Annotated in this window: 8 protein-coding genes and 1 pseudogene; 4 read left to right on the forward strand and 5 right to left on the reverse strand. The window is 68.6% G+C overall.

Features of this window, described 5'->3' with window-relative positions; all coding sequences use genetic code 11:
* Nucleotides 1–81: 81 nt before the first annotated feature.
* Nucleotides 82–2,817: a PAS domain S-box protein gene (locus tag D7V97_RS06495; RefSeq protein ID WP_120609723.1), complete on the forward strand. Its 2,736-nt coding sequence runs from the start codon at nt 82–84 to the stop codon at nt 2,815–2,817.
* Between the two features lie 22 nt (nt 2,818–2,839).
* Here the strand turns inward: D7V97_RS06495 and D7V97_RS06500 are convergent, their stop codons facing one another.
* Nucleotides 2,840–3,649: a peptidoglycan-binding protein gene (locus D7V97_RS06500; protein WP_233582545.1), complete on the reverse strand. Its 810-nt coding sequence runs from the start codon at nt 3,647–3,649 to the stop codon at nt 2,840–2,842.
* A gap of 231 nt (nt 3,650–3,880) precedes the next feature.
* Here D7V97_RS06500 and D7V97_RS06505 point away from each other — a divergent pair, with 231 nt between their 5' ends.
* Nucleotides 3,881–5,719: a VWA domain-containing protein gene (locus D7V97_RS06505; RefSeq protein WP_199728721.1), complete on the forward strand. Its 1,839-nt coding sequence runs from the start codon at nt 3,881–3,883 to the stop codon at nt 5,717–5,719.
* Nucleotides 5,720–5,774: 55 nt separating this feature from the next.
* On the opposite strand, the gene D7V97_RS06510 is transcribed toward D7V97_RS06505, so the two are convergent.
* Together D7V97_RS06510 and D7V97_RS06515 are read right to left on the reverse strand one after the other, a co-directional pair.
* Nucleotides 5,775–7,091: a hypothetical protein gene (locus D7V97_RS06510; protein WP_147444711.1), complete on the reverse strand. Its 1,317-nt coding sequence runs from the start codon at nt 7,089–7,091 to the stop codon at nt 5,775–5,777.
* 66 nt (nt 7,092–7,157) lie between these two features.
* On the reverse strand, nt 7,158–9,023 hold the full coding sequence (locus D7V97_RS06515; RefSeq protein ID WP_120609726.1) for a DUF6055 domain-containing protein: 1,866 nt from the start codon (nt 9,021–9,023) through the stop codon (nt 7,158–7,160).
* 894 nt (nt 9,024–9,917) lie between these two features.
* On the opposite strand from D7V97_RS06515, the gene D7V97_RS06525 reads away from it, so the two are divergent.
* Together D7V97_RS06525 and D7V97_RS06530 are read left to right on the forward strand one after the other, a co-directional pair.
* Complete coding sequence (locus D7V97_RS06525; protein ID WP_233582546.1) at nt 9,918–12,746, forward strand: cell wall anchor protein; 2,829 nt, start codon at nt 9,918–9,920, stop codon at nt 12,744–12,746.
* Nucleotides 12,747–13,246: 500 nt separating this feature from the next.
* Nucleotides 13,247–13,450: pseudogene (locus D7V97_RS06530) on the forward strand (IS3 family transposase); the annotation flags it as partial.
* A gap of 158 nt (nt 13,451–13,608) precedes the next feature.
* On the opposite strand, the gene D7V97_RS06535 reads toward D7V97_RS06530, so the two are convergent.
* Both D7V97_RS06535 and D7V97_RS06540 read right to left on the reverse strand, forming a co-directional pair.
* Nucleotides 13,609–17,208 carry a VWD domain-containing protein gene (locus D7V97_RS06535; RefSeq protein ID WP_120609727.1) on the reverse strand — a complete coding sequence of 1,200 codons (3,600 nt, stop codon included), beginning with the start codon at nt 17,206–17,208 and terminating at the stop codon, nt 13,609–13,611.
* Nucleotides 17,209–17,367: 159 nt separating this feature from the next.
* Nucleotides 17,368–18,786: a cytochrome P450 gene (locus D7V97_RS06540; protein WP_120609745.1), complete on the reverse strand. Its 1,419-nt coding sequence runs from the start codon at nt 18,784–18,786 to the stop codon at nt 17,368–17,370.
* Between the last annotated feature and the right edge of the window lie 6 nt (nt 18,787–18,792).

Here is an 18,792-nt window from a genome sequence, read left to right on the forward strand (position 1 = left end):
CCGCCCCCTCCGTCCCGCCCCGTGGACCATTCCTAGAATCAACGGAGGGCCTGACCGCGGAGGCTCAAAGGGGGCGCAGGGATGATGACAGCCGAGGCCAGCACCGAAGAGCGCGGCCTCTCCGACTGGGCCCTGCAATTCGAGGTCATCGTCTGGACCGCCGACGCGGTGACGCTTCAGCTGCTGCACGTGAGTCCGAATGCCGCCGGGCTTCTGGGCCATCCGCTGGAGCAGTGGTGGACCGAGCCGGACTTCCTCACCCGGCACCTCCACCCCGAGGACCTTGACGACGCGCTGACGCTCTTCTTGGAGGGCTCGCGCGACGGCTCACGCCGCCGGACCGGGCGCAGCGGCGTGCTGCGGTTCCTGGATGCGAACGGGCAGGCGCTCCCCTTCCTCACCAAGGTGCTGCCGCGCGAACACCGCGACGGCCATGCGCCCGAGCTGCGGTGCTTGATGGTGCGCCTCGAACGGGACACCCGCGTCAGCCAGGAACGGGAGCGCTCCGAGCGCGAGCGGGAGGCGCTGCTGCGCAAGGAGCACGAGGCCCGGGAGCGCGCGGAGGCGCTGGCCCGGCAGCTCGCGGCCGGCGAGTCGCGCTTCCGCAGCATCTTCGAATCCCACCTCATCGGGCTCGTGTTCAGCGACAACGACGGCCGCATCCTGGATGCCAACGACACCTTCCTGCGCACCGTGGGCTACAGCCGCGAGGACCTGGAGGCGGGCCGCCTCAACTTCATGGGCATGACCCCACCGGAGTTCCAGGCGGTGACGCAGCGGGCGGTGGAGGACGTCGAAGCCCGCGGCATGACGAGCACCTTCGAGAAGGAGTACGTGCGCAAGGACGGCCGTCGCGCGCCCGTCATGCTGGGCAGCGTCCGCCTGCCCGCCCTGAATCAGAACGCCACCTTCGTGCTGGACCTGACCGAGCCCAAGGAGGCCGAAGCGGAACGCGAGCGCTTCTTCCGACTGGCGCCGGACCTGTTCTGCGTCGCCACCATGGACGGCGCCTTCAAGCGGGTGAACCCGGCCTTCACGCGCATCCTGGGCTGGAGCGAGCAGGAGCTCCTCGCCCGGCCCTTCCTGGACTTCATCCACCCGGAGGACCGGGGCCGGGGCGAGCAGACGCTGGCCTTGCTGAAGCGGGGAGACGCCGGCCCCGGCCTCACCGTCCGTGTCGCGTGCAGGGAGGGCGGGTGGAAGTGGCTCGACTGGACCGCCGTGCCCGTGCCGGAGACGGGCCTCATCTACGCCTCCGCGCGCGACGTCACCCAGCAGCGGGAGGCCAAGGAGCAGCTCGTGCTGGCGGAGCAGCGGCTGCGGACCGTCATCAACAGCGGGCCGATCATCCTCGCCGTGCTCGACGCCGAGGGCCGCTTCGTCGTGTCCGAGGGCAAGGGACTGCGGAGCATGGGCCTCTCTCCGGGCCAGGTGGTGGGACAGTCGGCCCTCGAGATGTACGCGAACGAGCCCCTGGTGGTGGAGTTCCTCCAGCGGGGACTCCGGGGAGAGACCTTCTCCTCCATCGTCCGGACCGCGGGTCTCACCTTCGAGGTGTTCTACCAGCCCGTCCTGGACGAGGCCGGCCGTGTCACCAGCATCAGCATCGCGTCGCTGGACGTGACAGAGCGCGTCCGGGTGGAGGCCGAGCGGGAGGGGCTCATCCGACAGTTGAGGCACGAGCGGAGCATCCTCCAGGCCGTCCTGCAGCAGTTGCCCTACTCCGTCTACATCGCGGAGGCGCCCAGCGGCAGACTCTTCCTCGCCAACGCGCAGGCGGAGGCCCAGATTCGCGGCCCCACCGAACCCGCTCCGGACATGGAGGGGTACCGCGCCTATCCGGGCTTCCATGCCGATGGGCGGCCGTACGAACCCCTCGAGTGGCCCCTGTCGCGTGCCATCACCTCCGGCGTATCAGTCATGGCCGAGGCCATCCACGTCCTCCGGGGCGACGGCAGCCGGGGCATCGTCGAGTACAGCGCGACGCCCGTGCGCGACGCGCAGGGCCACATCACCCACGGAGTGGTGATGGGCGTGGACGTCACCGAGCGCAAGGTGGCGGAGCAGGAGCGGGAGCGACTCCTGGAGGAGCTGAAGCTGGCGGTCAGCGCCCGCGACGAGTTCCTGGGCATCGCCAGCCATGAGCTCAAGACACCGCTGACGCCCCTGGCCCTCAAGCTGGAGGCGCTCGCGCGCGTGGCTGGAGCCGAGCCGGAGTCCCCCCTGGCCCGGCGTCTTGTGCCCCACCTGGAGGTCATGCGGCGGCAGGTGAAGCGGCTCGCCGTCCTGGTGAACGACCTCCTGGACGTGTCGAACATCCGCGCGGGACGGCCGGCCCTCACGCTCGAAACCCAGCCGTGCGACCTCGCGGCGCTGGTGAGGGACGTGGTCGGGCGCTTCGACACCGAGGTGAAGCGCGCGGGCTGCGAGGTCCACCTCCACGCTCCCGCGCCGGTGGTGGGCGCCTGGGACAGCTCGCGGCTGGAGCAGGTGGTGACGAACCTGCTGGCGAACGCCCTCAAGTATGGCCCCGGCCACCCGGTGACGATGAGCGTGGAGGAGGTGGACGGGCACGCGAGGCTGACGGTCCACGACCGGGGCATCGGCATCGCGCCGGTGGACCTCCAGCGCATCTGGGGCAAGTTCGAGCGCGCGGTGTCCGAGCGCCACTATGGAGGGCTGGGCCTGGGGCTCTACATCTCGCGGCAGATTGTCGAAGCCCTGGGCGGCACGGTGAATGCCGAGAGCACGCTCGGCGAGGGCGCCACGTTCACCGTCGACCTTCCACTGCGGGGCGGCGCGGCGCACGGCGCCTGAGCCGATGCGTCGCGCGCCTGGGTCAATGCGTGACGGGGACGGAGCCGGGCTCCGGCAGCAGCGTCTCCTCGGTCGCCGGGTCGGTCTTGCCCGTCGCCTGCTGCGCCCTCGCCTGTCGCGCCTGAGGCGCTTCTGGCATGGGCCTGCCTCTCGCCGCGTCCACCGCGGGGAGGTTCAACCACGCCACGCTCGCGCCCGCGTGGCTGCGATTGGAGGCCGAGAAGCGGACCGTGTACGGGCCAGACTCCGCGCCGTGGGACACGAGCAGCGGGTCGCTGCCGGGCTCGAGGACCAGGGACACGTGCTCACCGACGCCGCCGCGATGCCAGAGCACGAGGTCGCCCGGTTTGACCTGGGATGACGAGACCGGCGTCAGGTAGCTGAGCAGCGTGCCCGTGTAGCCCTGCCCGTTGTAGTCCAGGCCATTGGGGTCGGGGGCGCCCGCCCACTTGTAGCAGAGCGTGACGAAGCCGGAGCAGTCGATGTTGAGCGGCATCTTGTGGCGCGCGTTGAGGCCGTCGATGGGGCGCACCTGCTGGTAGTGGATGCCCGCCGCGTTCGCGATGCCCCAGTTCGCCTCGGAGACAATCTTCGCGCGCAGTCCGCTCGCGACGACGACGGGGGCTCTCAACCGGGCCCAGGTGAGGGAGCCGACGATGCCATCGGCCACCAACTGGTGCGCGCGTTGGAAGGCCATCACCGCGGCCTCCGTCTTCGCGCCGAAGATTCCGTCGGCGCTTCCCACACTGAAGCCCGCCTTCGTGAGCAGTTGTTGGAGTTCGACAACGGCCGCCCCCCGCGAGCCCTCCTGAAGGATGGGATCGCCTTTCATTTCCCGGTTCGGTTCCGAGCCGGGGATTTCTTGAATGGACATGGGTGCACCTCCTCTGGAAAGTGTCTTCATCCCCACGGGACGGAGCACCCCCGCCGGAGCGTTACGCTCGCCTCCTTCGCGCTTGCTTGTGGGTGCGCTCACGCGCTGTCACGAGGTGGGATGGGGCGTCATGACGAATGACAGGGGGTTGGAATAGGCTGCCTTTCGTCCCTTACGAAAGGCTCCCCATTGAAGACGACGTACACGCTCAGTCACCCCGTCCTGCCCATGGGGACGTCATCCAAGGTCGACCTGCTGGTGACGTTCTCGGCGGAGGGGGGCGCGGCGTCCGCGCGGCGCTCGCTCAACCTGGGGCTCGTCATCGACCGTTCGGGTTCCATGGCGGGTGCGCCGCTGAAGAACGCCATCAAGGCCTCGCACGAGCTGGTGGAGCGCATGGGCCCCGAGGATTCGCTGTCCATCGTGGCCTATGACGACACGGTGTCCACGGTGCTCGCCCCGGTGAAGGTCACGGACAAGGCGGCCATCGGCAAGGTGCTCTCCAAGATTGGCGCGGGCGGCTGCACCAACCTGAGTGGCGGGTGGCTCAAGGGCGTGGACCACGTGAAGAGCCAGCTGTCCAGCGAGCGCATCAACCGCGTGCTGCTGCTCACGGATGGGAAGGCCAACACGGGCATCCAGGACGCGGGCCAGCTCATCGACCTGGCGCGCGAGAAGTCCAGTGCGGGCATCATCACCACGACGCTGGGCTTCGGCGCCAACTTCAACGAGGACCTGCTCATCGGCATGGCCAATGCCGGCGAGGGGCACTTCTATTACATCCAGTCGCCCGAGGATGCCGCGGGGGTGTTCCGCATCGAGATGGAGGGCCTGGGCTCGCTGGTGGCGCAGAACCTGGAGGTGGTGATCAAGCCCGCGTCCACGGTGAAGGTGGCAAGCGTGCTCAACCGCTACCGTTTCGCGGCGCAAGGCCAGGAGGTGACGGTGGGGTTGGGGGATGTGTACGCCACGGAGCCGCGGCAGCTCGCAGCGGAGCTGTCGGTGGAGGCGCCGTCGGTGGCCGGGCCGGTGGCGCTTGCCACCCTGGTGTTCCGGGCGCAGGTGGTGGTGGAAGGGCGCGTGCGGGAGCTGACGGGCGAGGTGCCCATCCTCGCGCACCTGGCCCCGGCCGCGGAGTCGGCGGCGACGGCGACGGACAAGCACGTGCTGGCCCAGACGAGCCGCCTGCGCATCGCGCGCGTGAAGGATCAGGCCATCGAGCTGGCGGACAAGGGGGACCTGTCCTCGGCCTCCCGGCGTCTGCGCGAGGTCATCTCCGAGCTGTCACTCCTCCTGGACAAGGCGTCGTACGAGCTCTCCGAGGAGGTGGAGCAACTGGCGCACTACGCGCAGCGGATGGAGTCGCGCACGTACGACGCGGTGATCCGCAAGGAGCTGAGGGACCAGTCCTATCAGGCGGGCACGCGCAACCGTGGGGACCTGGCGCTGCGTGGGACGGCGGGAGGCTCGGCGGACAGCCTGGAGGCCGTCAGCGACGCGGGCGGTGGCATCGTGCTGGAGTGCGTGCGCGAGGGCGGCAAGCTGCGCGTGCACACCGTCTCCCCGGGGCATGACACGAACTTCAACGTGCAGTTCCCCCGGAGCGCGCGCGAGGAGGGCGTGCGCTACGTGGTGGAGAAGCTGGAGACGTCCGGAGACGGCACCTTCTACCGGGTGGTGGGAGACATCAAGCGGCTGGTGGTGCCGGGACAGGACCGGCCTGCGCGGAGCCAGGCCGCGGCCCCAGCGAACAAGGGCAAGCCCACGGCCTCGAAGGTGACGGCGAGCTCGGCGGCGGACCTGCCCACGACGACCAGCGTGGGCACGGGCATCATCATCCAGTGCGTCAAGGAGGGCAGCAAGCTGCGCGCCCGCGTGGTGTCTGACGGATACGATCCGGATCTCAACATCCGCTTCCCCCGCGACATCCGCGAGGAGAACGTCCTCTACGTGGTGGACGAGATCATCACCATGGCCAATGGCAGCTCCTACATCGCCTGCGGCGACATCCGTCGACTGGTGCAGTAGGGACAGGCGCTCCGAACCGATCCTGCTTCAACCCAGGTTGAAGCAGGCCTGACCGTCACGGCGCCGTCGTGGGCGGCTTCCAGATGAACACGTTTCGCCGGGTGCTGTTGGCCACGACGAACACGTTGCGCGCGGGGCTGTAGCGGAACCGGCCATAGGTGCCATTCGAAGCCTGCGGGCCCGGGTCGTCGCCCGTGCCGGTGACCTCCACCCATCTCGCGGTCTGCAAATCCAGCATCGCCAGCCTGCGACCGCCCGGATACGCAATGAACCGGTCGAGCACCGGCGAGTACGCGAGTCCGGGCGCTCCGCCGACCGGCGCGCTCAAGCCCGTGGTGGTCACCGTGGCGTGGGTCTTCGCCGCGTCGTTCAGCGCGTAGGTCGACACGGTGGCGCCCTCGCGGACCAGCGCGAGGACGTTGCGCTTCGTGTCCACGGCCGCGCCCGCGTAGTAGAAGCCCGCTCCGTCCGGCGCGTGTGCGGTCCAGGTGTCGGCGACCGGGTCGTACTCGTGAAGCTTCCTCGGTCCGACGTACCAGAGGTGGCCTCGCGCGTCGGCGGCGCTCGCGCCGTAGTCGAGGACCGGGTTGTTCGCGCCGCGCACCCAGCGTGCGGTCGCGAAGTCGAAGCCCATCACCCGTGGAGCGCCGGACTGACCGCTGGGATAGGAGCCGACGGAACCGAGCACGTAGAAGCGGCCCGTCGCCTCGCTGAAGGCGATGTTGCCGTAGGTGTGCGCGCTGCGCGGCTGCTGCGCGTCCAATTGCGCGCTGATGCTCGGGTCGTCACACAGCTCGTGGCGCACGTAGCCGGAGGGGCCCAGGCCCGCGTCGGGGATGTCCAGGGACGCGACGGAGGGGTAGAGACCGCACGTCTCGACCCGCTTGTCGCGCATCACCGGGGTGACGCTGTTGCCAGTCATCCCCGTCGGAAGGTCGGTCCAGCGCTTCCACGTCATCGACGCGAGGTCGAACGTGAACACGTTGTTGTACGACGAGTCGTCGTGACCGCCGCCCCAGACGACCAGCCGGTCCCGGAGCGAGTCGTACGCTCCGCCGCTCCACGCGATCATCACCGCTTCGCACGGGTAGCTGGAGTATGGCTGGGGGCAGACGTCCGCCATCTGCGTGCCGGGCAGCTCCTTCCAGGAGCCCTCGGGCATGGCGGCGATGATGGCGTCGATGGGACCGGGTTCGATTCCGCCCGCGTCAGGCGTGATGACGGGGCCGCCATCCTCCCCGTCGCCACCATCCCGTGCGACGACGCCTCCGTCACCCGGGGGCGGCTCCGAGCCGGATTTGCCGCAACCGGGAGCAAGGACGGCCCAGAGGAGTGCCGCGGCCGGGATGCAGCTTCGAAGGACGTGTCGCATTCCACATCCTGCGCAGAGGCGCGCAGGGGCGCAATCTCCGAAGCCCCGGCGCCCGCTGGCGCCGCGCTACGGCCGCCAGACGTACGGCGGCGCGAGCGTGACGTCCGTCGTGTTCGAGGCGGCAGGGGTGTTCGGATCGACGAACCCGAAATAGGTGCCGCCCGTCTTGTTCAGGCCGACGCCCCGGTATTCCAGGTCGCCGATGAGCTGCGCCGTGCCCGACGCCGACTGCTGGCCCTCGTAGAAGCCCAGCGGGTAGAAGGTGGCGGCGACCCGGGCCGAGCCGCTCACGCTGAAGCCGTTCGTCAGCACGGAGAGGCCGGTGACGGTGCCGCCGGAGACGTTGCCCGACAGGACCACGGCGTGGTCGTCGATGCGCGCCGAGCCACTCACGGTTCCGCCGAGCACCTGTGCATCGGGACCGACGTACACGCTGGACGGCACGCCGCTGATGACGCAGCCGCCGCCGTTCGGATGACGCTGCGTCCCCGAAGGGCAGGCGTCCCGCGTGCCGCTCCTGAACCCCTCGGGCCAGGCATTCGTGAGCTGCACCATCCACGGATAGCGGTGGAGGGTGTTGTACGGCTGATCCCAGACAATCTGCTTCTGCACCGACGGGGTTCCGACCACGACCAGGAACAGCGCTTCGCCGGAGTTGACGCAGAACTGGAGCGCGCCATCCGCGCCGCGCTGCAGGGGGCTGTAGCGCGGCGTGGTGATGGCGCTGTCCGTGGCGACCAGGCCCCAGCGCCAGTCCGAGTCCGCGCCGCTCTGCGTGACGCCCCGGAAGGTCACGGTCACGCTGGTGGCGCCCGCTTCCGGGTAGAGCCGCACGATGTTGTAGCCCCAGCGCTGCGGCGCCCAGCCGGCCGGCGTCACGAACCGCCGGTTCGTCGCGAAGGCCGTGTCCAGCGGCTCCAGCTGGGTCAGGCGGAGGCGTCGCTCGGGGCGCGTCTTGCTCGTGATGGCGCCGTACTTCGCGCGGTAGGTCGGCCCCTGGTTGCCGCCGCTGGTGGGGGGCGGATCCTTGTAGTCCCAGGTCACGTTGTGCAGGGCCCACTCGCCGAAGAAGTCGTTCAGCTGGCTGATGTTCCAGCCCCGCGTCTTCATGATCTGCGAGAACGGGTCGTTGCTCGGGCTGCTCGTCCAGAGGTCATTGACGGCGCTGTAGCAGTGCTTGTCCTTCAAGAACTCCATGAACTGCCAGTTGCAGTAACGGTCCCGCGTCGAGCCCAGGTACACGTGGGGGGCGTTCACGGCCAGCTCCGAGCAGTGCACCTCGGTGCGGTACTCGGGGAGCTGGTGCGGCATGAAGTTGGCGTGACTCTCGTAGATCCACCCGCAGGTGTTGGACTGGTTGCACGTCATGCCGCCGCTCACGCTCTGCACGGCGTGCATGAACTCGTGTGCCAGCCCCCAGTGGTCATTGAGCGCGCCAGGGCCAATCCACATCCCCATCCGCGTCGCGCTCCAGGCACCACCGGACAGCCCCCAGTTGGAGTGGACGTGGACGCTGACCTTGGTCTTGCTCGTCAGGTTGCAGAGCGGTTCCTTGAAGAAGATGGGCGACCCGAAGTAGGCCTTCCAGACGGTGTTCTCCAGCGTGTCGAGCGCGGCCTGGGCGGTGGTGCTGGTGATGGCCTCATCCGAGTAGATGGCGAAGTGGGCGGACTCCCTGACCAGAGTGAAGTTCGTGTGATCCGGATCCGGCCCTCCCGCCGTCCACGTGCCCGGAGTGCAGGCCGGTGGCGAGGTCGGGCAGCTCGTGGCCCAGGCCGTCGTCGTGGTCCCAGGCTCGCATGCGAGCGCGGCCTCCGCGGAACGGGGGCCGCGCTCGGCCTCCGTCAGCTCCCCCTCCGGAAGACACCCGGCGCCAAGGACACTCATCATGAACAGCAAGGCAGGCAGACGCAGTGTCTTGTTGCAGCTCATGGCTTCGCATTCCCTTGCAGGAGGTGGCTCGGAATCCAAGTACCGCGCGCCAGCTCAGAGTTCAATTGGAGAGTAGGAATTGGCGCCAGGTGCCGTACCAATGGAACAAGACAGGGTCAGCGCTCCTCCCGAATTCGAAGCTGTGGTTGCTTTACAGTCACAGCATGAGCAGGAGGAGGAAGCCGCGCGTGTCATTGCAATGTCAGTGCGGAGGGGTGGGCGCGAAGTGGATCTGCCATGGACGATCCACCATGACGATTTCGCTCCTCCACCGGGTCGCCGGTGTCCTCGTCCTCTCCCTGGCGTCCATGGCCTGCTCCCTTCACGTACGCCAACACCCTTAAGCCTGCCTCCACACCTCAAGCACGCGAACACATCCAGGGCGAACGTCCTTTTCAGCAGCCCGGCCTGGTCCAAACGGGGTGTGCCCTCCTTCCTCGGCTCCTCCACCGTCGCGGCAAAGGCGGGGCTCTCCTCCGTAAGCCCCGGCTCCGCCCCTGCTTGAGGGAGCCATCATCCAGGGGTGCGTGAACGACCCCGAGGAGCACCTCTCCAGCGTCGTGGATCGCGAGATCCGGCGCGTGGCCACACCGAAGCAGTGAGTCCCGGAGTCGGCCTGGGCAGGGGCGACAAGGCACCTGCTCAGGCCACTCGCGACGGGGCGGCTCGGTCCTCTCGGGGCCGCGCACAGACCGTCCGTCGCCCGCGCCCGGCTTCGAGGGGTTGCCTGTATGGTGCGAGCCCAGTCCGGCGCCCCAGGCGCCTTTCATCCCGGTGGAGGAGTCATTGATGAGTCGTCGATGGGTCGCTGTGTTCGCATGCGTGGTCGCCGTGATGTCGGCCTGCGTGCCAATGGAAGACGGGGAGCCCGGAGGGGTCGCGGAACCTCTTGGGATGAGCCGCCAGGGGCTCTCTGAGGTCACCTTCCGCGCGGTGAGCAGCGCGAGCGGGAAGGGAATCACCTCGCTGGCCATCCCCGCGCCCGCCGGTGTTCAGGAGAATGACGTCATCCTGGCGCGCCTCACCAACCGCAACAATGTCAACGCGATCCTCACGGCCCCCACGGGATGGACGCTCCTGCGCTCGGACCAGAGCGCCTCGGCCATCAAGACCTGGATTCTCTACAAGGTCGCCACGGCCTCCGAGCCCGCGAGCTACACCTTCACCCTCGACCTCGCGAGCTACCTGGCCGGCACCCTCGTGGCCTACAGCGGAGTCGACCCGACGAATCCCATCGATACCCACAGCGGCCAGAAGAACGGCGACAGCCAGACCTTCACCACCCCCGCCCTCACCACCACGAGCGCCGACGGACTCGCGGTGTGGTTTGGCTCGCAGGTCTGGACGGGCGCGAGCTGCCCCACCCCCGGCATCTCTCCCCCGACGGGCTTCAGCGTGAAGGAGGACACGTGCCTGGTCTCCTCGTCCAGCGGCATCCTCTTCCACGTCTCCGAGAGTGAGCTGGGCGCCGCCGGTGTCCAGGCGGCCTTCAACGGAAGCTCGGCGTTCGTGGCCACGAACACCGCGGAGGTCGTCGCCCTGCGGGCCATCCCGCCGCCGCCTCCTCCTCCCGCCACGGTGGCCTTCCGCGCTACCGCCGCGGCCACCGCGCTGGCCGCGAGCTCCCTCACCATCGCGGCCCCCGCCGGAGTCCAGGCGGACGACCTCCTCCTCGCGCGCCTGAGCAACCGCAACCAGGTCGGCGCGGTCATCACTCCGCCCGCGGGCTGGACGCTGTTGCGCTCGGACCAGAGCTCCTCACAGCTCAAGAGCTGGGTCTTCTACAAGGTCGCCACGGCCTCGGAGCCCTCCAGCTACGCCTTCGGCATCGACCTCGCGAGCAACATCGCGGGCAGCATCGACGCGTTCAGCGGGGTGGACCCGGTGAACCCCATCGACACGCACAGCGGCCAGAAGAACGGCACGACCGCCGCGTTCGACACGCCGCTCATCACCACCTCCACGGCCGATGGCCTCGCGGTGTGGTTCGGCTCGCAAATCTGGACCGGGAGCACCTGCCCCGCGAGCCCCATCGTTCCGCCGACGGACTTCACGGAGTCCTTCGAGACCTGCCTCGTCTCCACCTCCACCGGCCTCATCTTCAACGCGGCCTGGAAGCCCCTCGGCGCGGCGGGGCTGCAGCCCGCGTTCAACGGAAGCTCGCCCTACGCGCAGACCAACACCGCCCAGGTCATCGCCCTCCGGGCCATCCAGCCGCCGGCGCCTCCCGCGGTGGCCTTCCGCAGCACCGCGCAGGCCACGGCGCTCTCCGCGAGCACGCTCACCATTCCCGCTCCAGCCGGAGTCCAGGAAGATGACGTGCTCCTGGCCCGACTCACCAACCGCAACCAGGTCGGCGCGGTCATCACTCCGCCCTCGGGCTGGACCTTCCTGCGCTCGGACCAGAGTTCCTCGCAGCTCAAGTCCTGGGTCTTCTACAAGGTCGCGACGGCCTCGGAGCCCTCCAGCTACGCGTTCGGCATCGACCTCGCGAGCAACCTCGCGGGCAGCATCGACGCATTCACCGGGGCGGACCCCGTGAGCCCCATCGACACCCACAGCGGCCAGAAGAACGCCACGACCGCCGCGTTCGACGCTCCGGCCATCACCACCTCGAGCGCGGATGGGCTGGCGGTGTGGTTCGGCTCGCAAATCTGGGCCGGCAACACCTGCCCGGCGAGCCCCATCGTCCCGCCCGCGGACTTCACCGAGTCCTTCGAGACCTGCCTCGTCTCCACCTCCACCGGCCTCATCTTCAACGCGGCCTGGAAGCCCCTCGGCGCGGCGGGGCTGCAGCCCGCGTTCAACGGAAGCTCTCCGTACGCGCAGACCAACACCGCCCAGGTGGTGGCCTTGCGTGCGGCGAGCGCCCCGGCCTGCACGGTCGGAGACACCTACGCGAGCACCTGGGTGCAGCAGGGAACCGTGACGGCCACCGAGATTGTGGAGCCCTCGGGTCTGGCGGCCAGCCGTGTGGTGCCGGGCGTGCTGTACGTCCACAACGAGGACACCACGGCCATCGTGGCCATCAGCACGCTGAACGCGGCCACGGTGGGAGTGTTCAACGTGGGCAACGTGACACCGGCGGACTGGGAGGACGTGGCCACCGGTCCATGCCCCGCGGGCTCATGCATCTTCATGGGGGACATCGGCCGCAACAGCGCCAACTTCCCCACGCCGCCGAACTCGTTCGCGGTCTACCGGATTCCGGAGCCGGACCTCGCGGGAGGGCAGACGACGGGCTCGCTGACCGCGGAGGCCTTCCCGTTCGTGTACCCGGACACCGCGAAGGACGCCGAGGCCCTCATGGTGCACCCCGTCACCGGTGACATCTACGTCATCACCAAGTCGGCGACCGGGGCGAGCAAGGTCTACAAGTTCCCCACGCCGCTCCCCACTCCCGGGACGATGTCCACGCTCGTCTTCGTCGCGAACCTGCAGCTGCCCGTGGACCCGCTGGACGACAACTTCGCGCGCGCCACCGCGGCGGCCATCCACCCCTGTGCGGAGCGGTTCATCCTGCGCACGTACCGGACGGTCTACGAGTTCCGTGCGGCGCCGGGCGCGGCATTCGAGACCGCCTTCGCCGCCACGCCGGTGCCACTCACCGACACGGTGGAGGGCCAGGGTGAGGCCATCGAGTACGACGCGAACGGCTCGGGCTACTTCACGATGAGCGAGAGCCCCTCGCCCTTCAAGCTCAAGCGCGTGAGCCGACAGTAGGGGGAACGAGAGCGGCCCATCCACGGAGGCGCGGCGGGGTCAGGGCCCGCCGCGTCCTCGTCGTGGAGGCGGCGGGAATCGAAGCCGTGTAGGGGGGAAACCGGCCCGCTCTGAAAAACGGCGCTCCCCCCGGTTTCCCTCTGAAAATCGGCCCCCCTCAGCGGCCGCACGCGTCCGCTCGATTGGGTCCTTTTTTGGTCCCCGGAATTCCCCAGGACCAAGCCGGAAAATCGACGCTCGGCTTGTGGTGAGCGTCCAGGCCGGACACGTTGACGCGGGCCTTGTTGTGAGCGCTGGGGCTCGCTCGTGCGAACACCTCCTGCCGCGGGAGGATGACCTACAAACCGAACCGCACGGGTGAGACCCGGACCGAGCTGACCGTCCAATCCAACGACGCGGAGACCTCGACGCGCACCGTCACGGGGTTCGGCGTGAGGACAGAGAACTGAGAGGCTGTCCGAGCGCCAGTTAGATTTCGAACCACGCCAGATAGGAGCGCCAACGCGGTGGTGGAGAGCTTCTTCTCCACGCTGAAGCAGGAGCTCGTCTACGTCCGCGACTTCAGGACGCGCCAGGAGGCGAAGGGGACGCTGTTCGAGTACATGGAGGTGTTCTACAACCGGAAGCGTCGCCACTCGGCCCTGGGCTACGTCAGCCCAGCTGAGTACGAGCGAGTGGCCTCAACGAAGCGGCTGGCAGCATAGTCAACCTGTCCACCGAATCGAGGAGCCAGGCTCACTGCCTTCACTTCACATCTTCCGAAGCAGCCAGGGATTATCGGACGAAGGGGCCGTGCTCCTGGCAACGAAAAGGGCCACCCCCACGCGCGTGGAGGTGGCCCTTGTTCATCCCACCGTGACGACTACTTCGCGGTCAGCCGCCAGGTGGTGCTCTCGGTGCTGCCGCCCTTCCCGTCCTCGGCGATGACCTTCCAGAAGTAGTCCTTGCCGGACGTCAGCGTCACCGTCCTCGCAAGCTCCTGCGTCGGCTTCGCATTGCACGCCTTGAAGGTGAAGCCAGAGTCCACGCTCCAGACGCAATGCCTGTACAGGACGGTGTCCCCGTCCTTGTCGTAGGTGCCGTCCCACTTGAAGGAGACGGTCGCGGAGGTGACATCGTTCTCCTTCGGGACCACCAGCGTCGGCACACCGGGCTTGAGGTTGCCTTCAACCTGCCCGGCCGTCACATACACCTTCGCCAGACCCGGCTCACCGGTCGCGGACACGTCCTGCATGCAGTCGCGGCGGCGCTTTTCGTCCGTGACGGCCTTGCAGAACTGCTCGGTCTCCTCCAGCGGAATCGGCTTCAGCGGCTCCGCGACCGGAATCCCAGGCAGCTGCTTGTCGACCCGGCACGAGCTCGCCTTGTACTCCGGCCAGCTCCGAAGCGTGTACGACTCGGTGGAGAACCCCGAGGCGTAGTCGAACAGCGACGTGTCCTTCGTCACCCGCCAGGCCTCCCCGAACTTCTCGTACAGGGCGATGTGACGCTCGTAGGGATCCGTCGGACGCGCTCCCAGGACACTTCCATCGGAGAGCGCCGGCAACCAGTTCCCCGGGGCGATGGTGCCCAGCAGGCCCTCCGTCGCGCGCGACTGCTGCACGCCGACGTTCATGAACCAGACGTGATAGTGCGCCCACCAATCCACGGTGATGATGACGCGCGTCCCGCCCGGCGACTCGATCTGGATGCCACCGGTCGCGGGCGTCGGGGTGATCCGCCCACCCGCGGGCAGCAGGATTTCCGAGCCGAGCTGCACGGGCTTGCCATCAATGCGCAGCTCCAGGATCTCCGGCTTCTCGGCGCTCATCTGGTACGTGATGCGGTGCGGGCCCACCCGGACGGCCACCGCCGTCGTCAGGCTCGCGCAGGCGGTCAGCCCGGTGTGGTCGTCCGGTCCCACCGGCTGATCCGTTTGGATGGGGGTGTGCCGCGCCTGGATCTCCAGCCCCGGGTCGCGGAGGAGCACGTACTCGCCAGCGCCCTGGAAGTCGTAGCGCACGCCGTCCATCGTCGTGAGATGCGGATCCCCCCAGGTGGAGGGGTTCGCCCCGACAATCCAGCGGCGAATCGTCTCAACGTCCACCTTGCTCAGCGGCGGCCCGCCACACGGCATCATGCCGAACGGGCAATCCTCGCCCGTGCGCGTGATCCGGTCGTACAGCGGACCCGCCAGGCTGCTGGCGTAGATCACCGCGATGCCGTGAGGCTGCGTGAGCGGACTCACGCCGGGGGTGCTCTGGTTCTCGGCGAGGTTCAGGAAGGTCCCGTAGTTCGCGTACGGCGGATAATCGAGCCCGCCGTGGCACTCGACACAGCCCTTGTTGAAGATCCGTTGCACGTCCGTGTACGTCGGAACGGCCGTGGCGGAGGGCAGCGACGCCAGCGTGGCATTCACGGCCGGAATCAACGCGGAACAGTCGAAGGGCGCCACGAGACCGGCGACCGGCTCCGCCGTCAGGCTGGCCTCCAGCGCATTCTCGAAGGCTGTCTTGTACCTGTCGAACACGTCGGCGAAGCCATAGGCGCGCGACCGGCCACGCACGCCCATGGACCACTTGTCGACCGAGACCCCCAGCGGTTCGAGGAAGTAGCGGTACAGGGCCACCGGCGTCGTGTTGAAGCCGTAGATTTCACGGTCGACCAGCATGCCGCCCATCACGGACATGTCAGCGCCCCCGAGATCGATGGGCCGGCGGAACACCTCGCGCCGCAGCCGGGCGAGCGAGGTATCCGTCGACGCGGTGGTCGTCGCGCCGTACTGCGGGATGAGGCCATTCACCGCCGGCCCGGTGGTCCTCACATACACGTCTCCGGTCCGGTCGAGGTTGAGCTTCTCGATGTCCGCCTTCCTGCGCGGAACGCTCTTCGTGCGTGCATCGGTGTCGGCGCGCACGGCGTTGATGCCCATGCCGCCGTTGCGCGCCGTGAAGAACGAGAGGTCGACGGCCAGGCCCGGTGGAGTGCTCTCCACCGTATTCAGCGCCGAGTTGATGACGAGGCAGCTCTTCGTGATGGCCAGGGCCACCGGACGCGGATCGACGTACACGCTGCCGGTCGCCCAGCGGTGGCTCGCGAGCTCATCCGCGATCCTGCGCTGGTTGAGATCGCCGTCCAGACCGCCCAGGAGGTCGAACAGCTGGACGCCTCGCCCCTCGGACCCGCCCACCGACGAGAGATGGAACAACGTGATGAAGGTCCCTCCGCGAGGGACGGCCGTGGGAGTGCCCGAACCCACGAGCCCGTTGAACGCATACGCGGTCGCGGGACCGGTGCCCCCCACCGGGGCCGGCTCCGTCGTCACCGGAGGCGACGTGTCGAAGGAGAACCGGGGCGTGCCGTCATTCGCGCCGCCGCGGTAGCGGGTGATGATGTTGGTGTTGCCCGCCGGAAGCCCCGGAGGCTGCAGCCGCAGCTGTTCCACCAACTGGCGAATCGCGGGGTTGGCCCGCCACGTCCAGGGATTGAAGAGCTTGCGGAACGCGGCCGTGTCCACCGAGCCCTGGTACAGCCGGTCCCGGTTGAACGGGAGCATGCCACCCCAGCTGTCATACGGGTCCCAGTTGGGCTTGTTCTTCGTCTTGATGACGCCCGCCGGAATGCCATCCGTGCCCGGAATCCCCGTCCTGTTGAGCACGTTCCGCGTGGAGTGGCAGCTCGAACACTTCGTGTCGTCCTTCTCGATGTGCCGGGAGCGCGGCGGAAGGGTGCCCATCGCCGGGATGGCCGTGAGGATGATTTCATGGAAGCGGAAGTTCCGCGTGGCCTCATCCCACTGCATGTATTCAATGACATCCGGATGCGAGCCCGGGTACGACGCGTGCGGTACCGGCCCGATGGAGAAGACAGACCTCGCGTTCTGACTCGACAGCAGGATGCGCGGGTGCTCCGCGGTCCCCGTCTGGAGGCTCTCCGAGCGCGACATCAGGATCGCGCTCTGCTTGTACTGGACGGGCAGCGCGCTGATGAAGCGGGCCACGGTGTTCGTGGCGGCATTGGCGGGATTGGTCAGGTACGCCTCGATTTCCTCGGGCGTGATGGCGCTCGGGTTCGCGGCGACGAGGGGGTTGATGGTGCCCGCCGGAAGGTGGAAGACCGGCTTCACCGACCGCGCCACGCCCATCGTCAGGGTGCAGCTCAGGGCCGTCCCGGAACAATCGGGGGTGGACAGGGGATCCGCGTCCACGTCGGTGTTCCAGCCGCCGAAGGTGGAGCCCCCGGTGGGCGCGGCGGTGAGCGTGACGGTGGCGGTCGCCAGATAGGCTTCATCACAGTCGCCGCCGGTGCTGGTGCAGGCGATTCCTGAAGCGGTGACCGTGCCCGTGCCGAGCCCCATCGGCATGACCTTGAGGGCGGCGGCTTCGGCGGTCACCCCGAACAACGAGGCCGCGACGAGCAGCCCTCGCAGGCCGGGACGAAGGTTGACGTGGGATGAAGACGGGATGCGTCTTTTGAGTCTCATGCGTTGAGCTCCGTGGGGCGGGTGACTGCCCAACGAAGCCCTCTTCAAGTCCGGGACCACGGCGCCGCTCCTCTGGAGCGAGGGGGCCGAGGGCCGTCGCCTGTTGCCTCCGGAGCTACGCTTCACGTCAGGCGTTGCCGGGAAGGCAACCCTGCCGCATCACGCCGTATGCACAGCCGGGGTGCCCCGCGCCGCTTGTGGATGGCGCGCGATGAACCTCCCGGTGACGCCCTTGGGGAGCACGACGCCGAAGAAGAACCCTTCCTCGAAGGGCTCCGTCGAATCGACGTGGGCCTTCACGCGAGCGCCGATGGTCGCGAGCGCCGTCTGCAGGAACACCATCGCGAAGGCGCCTCCCACGCACGCGCGAGGGCCCCGGCCGAACGGGAAGAAGTGGCCGCTCCCGAGCGGATCTCGCGCCACGCCACCGTCCAGCCACCGCGCGGGGTGGAAGCCTTCCGGGTCGGTCCAGTGCGCGGGGTCCCGGTGCAGGTGCTGGTTCGAGATCATGATCATCGACCCCGCGGGCAACATGACGCCGGCGAGCTGCGCGTCGGCGGACGGCGTGCGGGTGAAGACGCGGACGGCGGGCAGGAGCCGCAGGGACTCATACGCCACGGCTTCAATCCACTGCGCGCCGCTCAGCTTCTCGAACGTCAGCGCGCCTTCGGCCAGCGTGGCGGCCTCGGTCGCGAGCTGTGCTTCGGCGTCGGGGTACTTCTGGAGCTGGTGGAACGCGCCGACCAGGGTGGTGCTCGAAGAGAAGACGCCGCCATAGAAGACGCCACCGAGGAGGTGTGCCAACACCTGATCCTCGATGCCGGGCGTCTCGCGCAACGACCAGGACAGCAGGTCGACCGCGTGGGGCTTCGGGCTCTTGCGCGCCGCGCGGACCCGGTCGGCGAAGTGTCCGTAGAAGCGCGTCTTCGCCTCCGCGAAGCCCTTGGGCAGCGAGACGAACTTCAGCGGCAGCTTCGCCTGGATCCGGGCGTCCGCCCCCTTGGCGAGCAGCAGGAAGTCCTCGAACACGGAGGACGGGAGCTTCTCACCCACCGCCGCGACCGCGAAGGCATCGAAGGTCAGCCGGCGCAGCGCGGCGGTGTAGTCCAGGGACGGCTCCGCCAGCAGGGCCTCCACGGACTCGGCGATGGCCGTCTGCATCGGTTGCACCTGCGCGGCCAGCCACTCCGGGGACCACGGCTGCTCCATGGGCTCCAGCCTGCGCTTCTCCGCCCAGTCCTCGCTCAGCTTCGCGATGAAGACCGTGTCGCCCGTCACCGTGGGCCGGACCTGCTCGCTGATGTTCCCCTTCTCGAACTCCATCCGGCGGGGGGACTCCAGCACCTCCGCGATGAGCGCGGGATCATTGAGCACCACGCCGGGGCTGGGCCCCATCCAGATGAGCGTGACGCCGCCATACTCGCGGCCATACCGCGCGCAGACATCCCAGGGCTGGGGGCCCAGGAAATCGCCCGCGGTGCCGAGCACGCCGGGCTGCGGGCCAGGAAGGGCCGCGAAGGGTTTGCGCCTGGAGCCGAAGAACAGGTTGAAGAGACCGCGGGAAAGCAGGTTGGGCATGGGCAT

Source organism: Corallococcus sp. CA053C, from assembly GCF_003611675.1.
Taxonomy (GTDB): domain Bacteria; phylum Myxococcota; class Myxococcia; order Myxococcales; family Myxococcaceae; genus Corallococcus.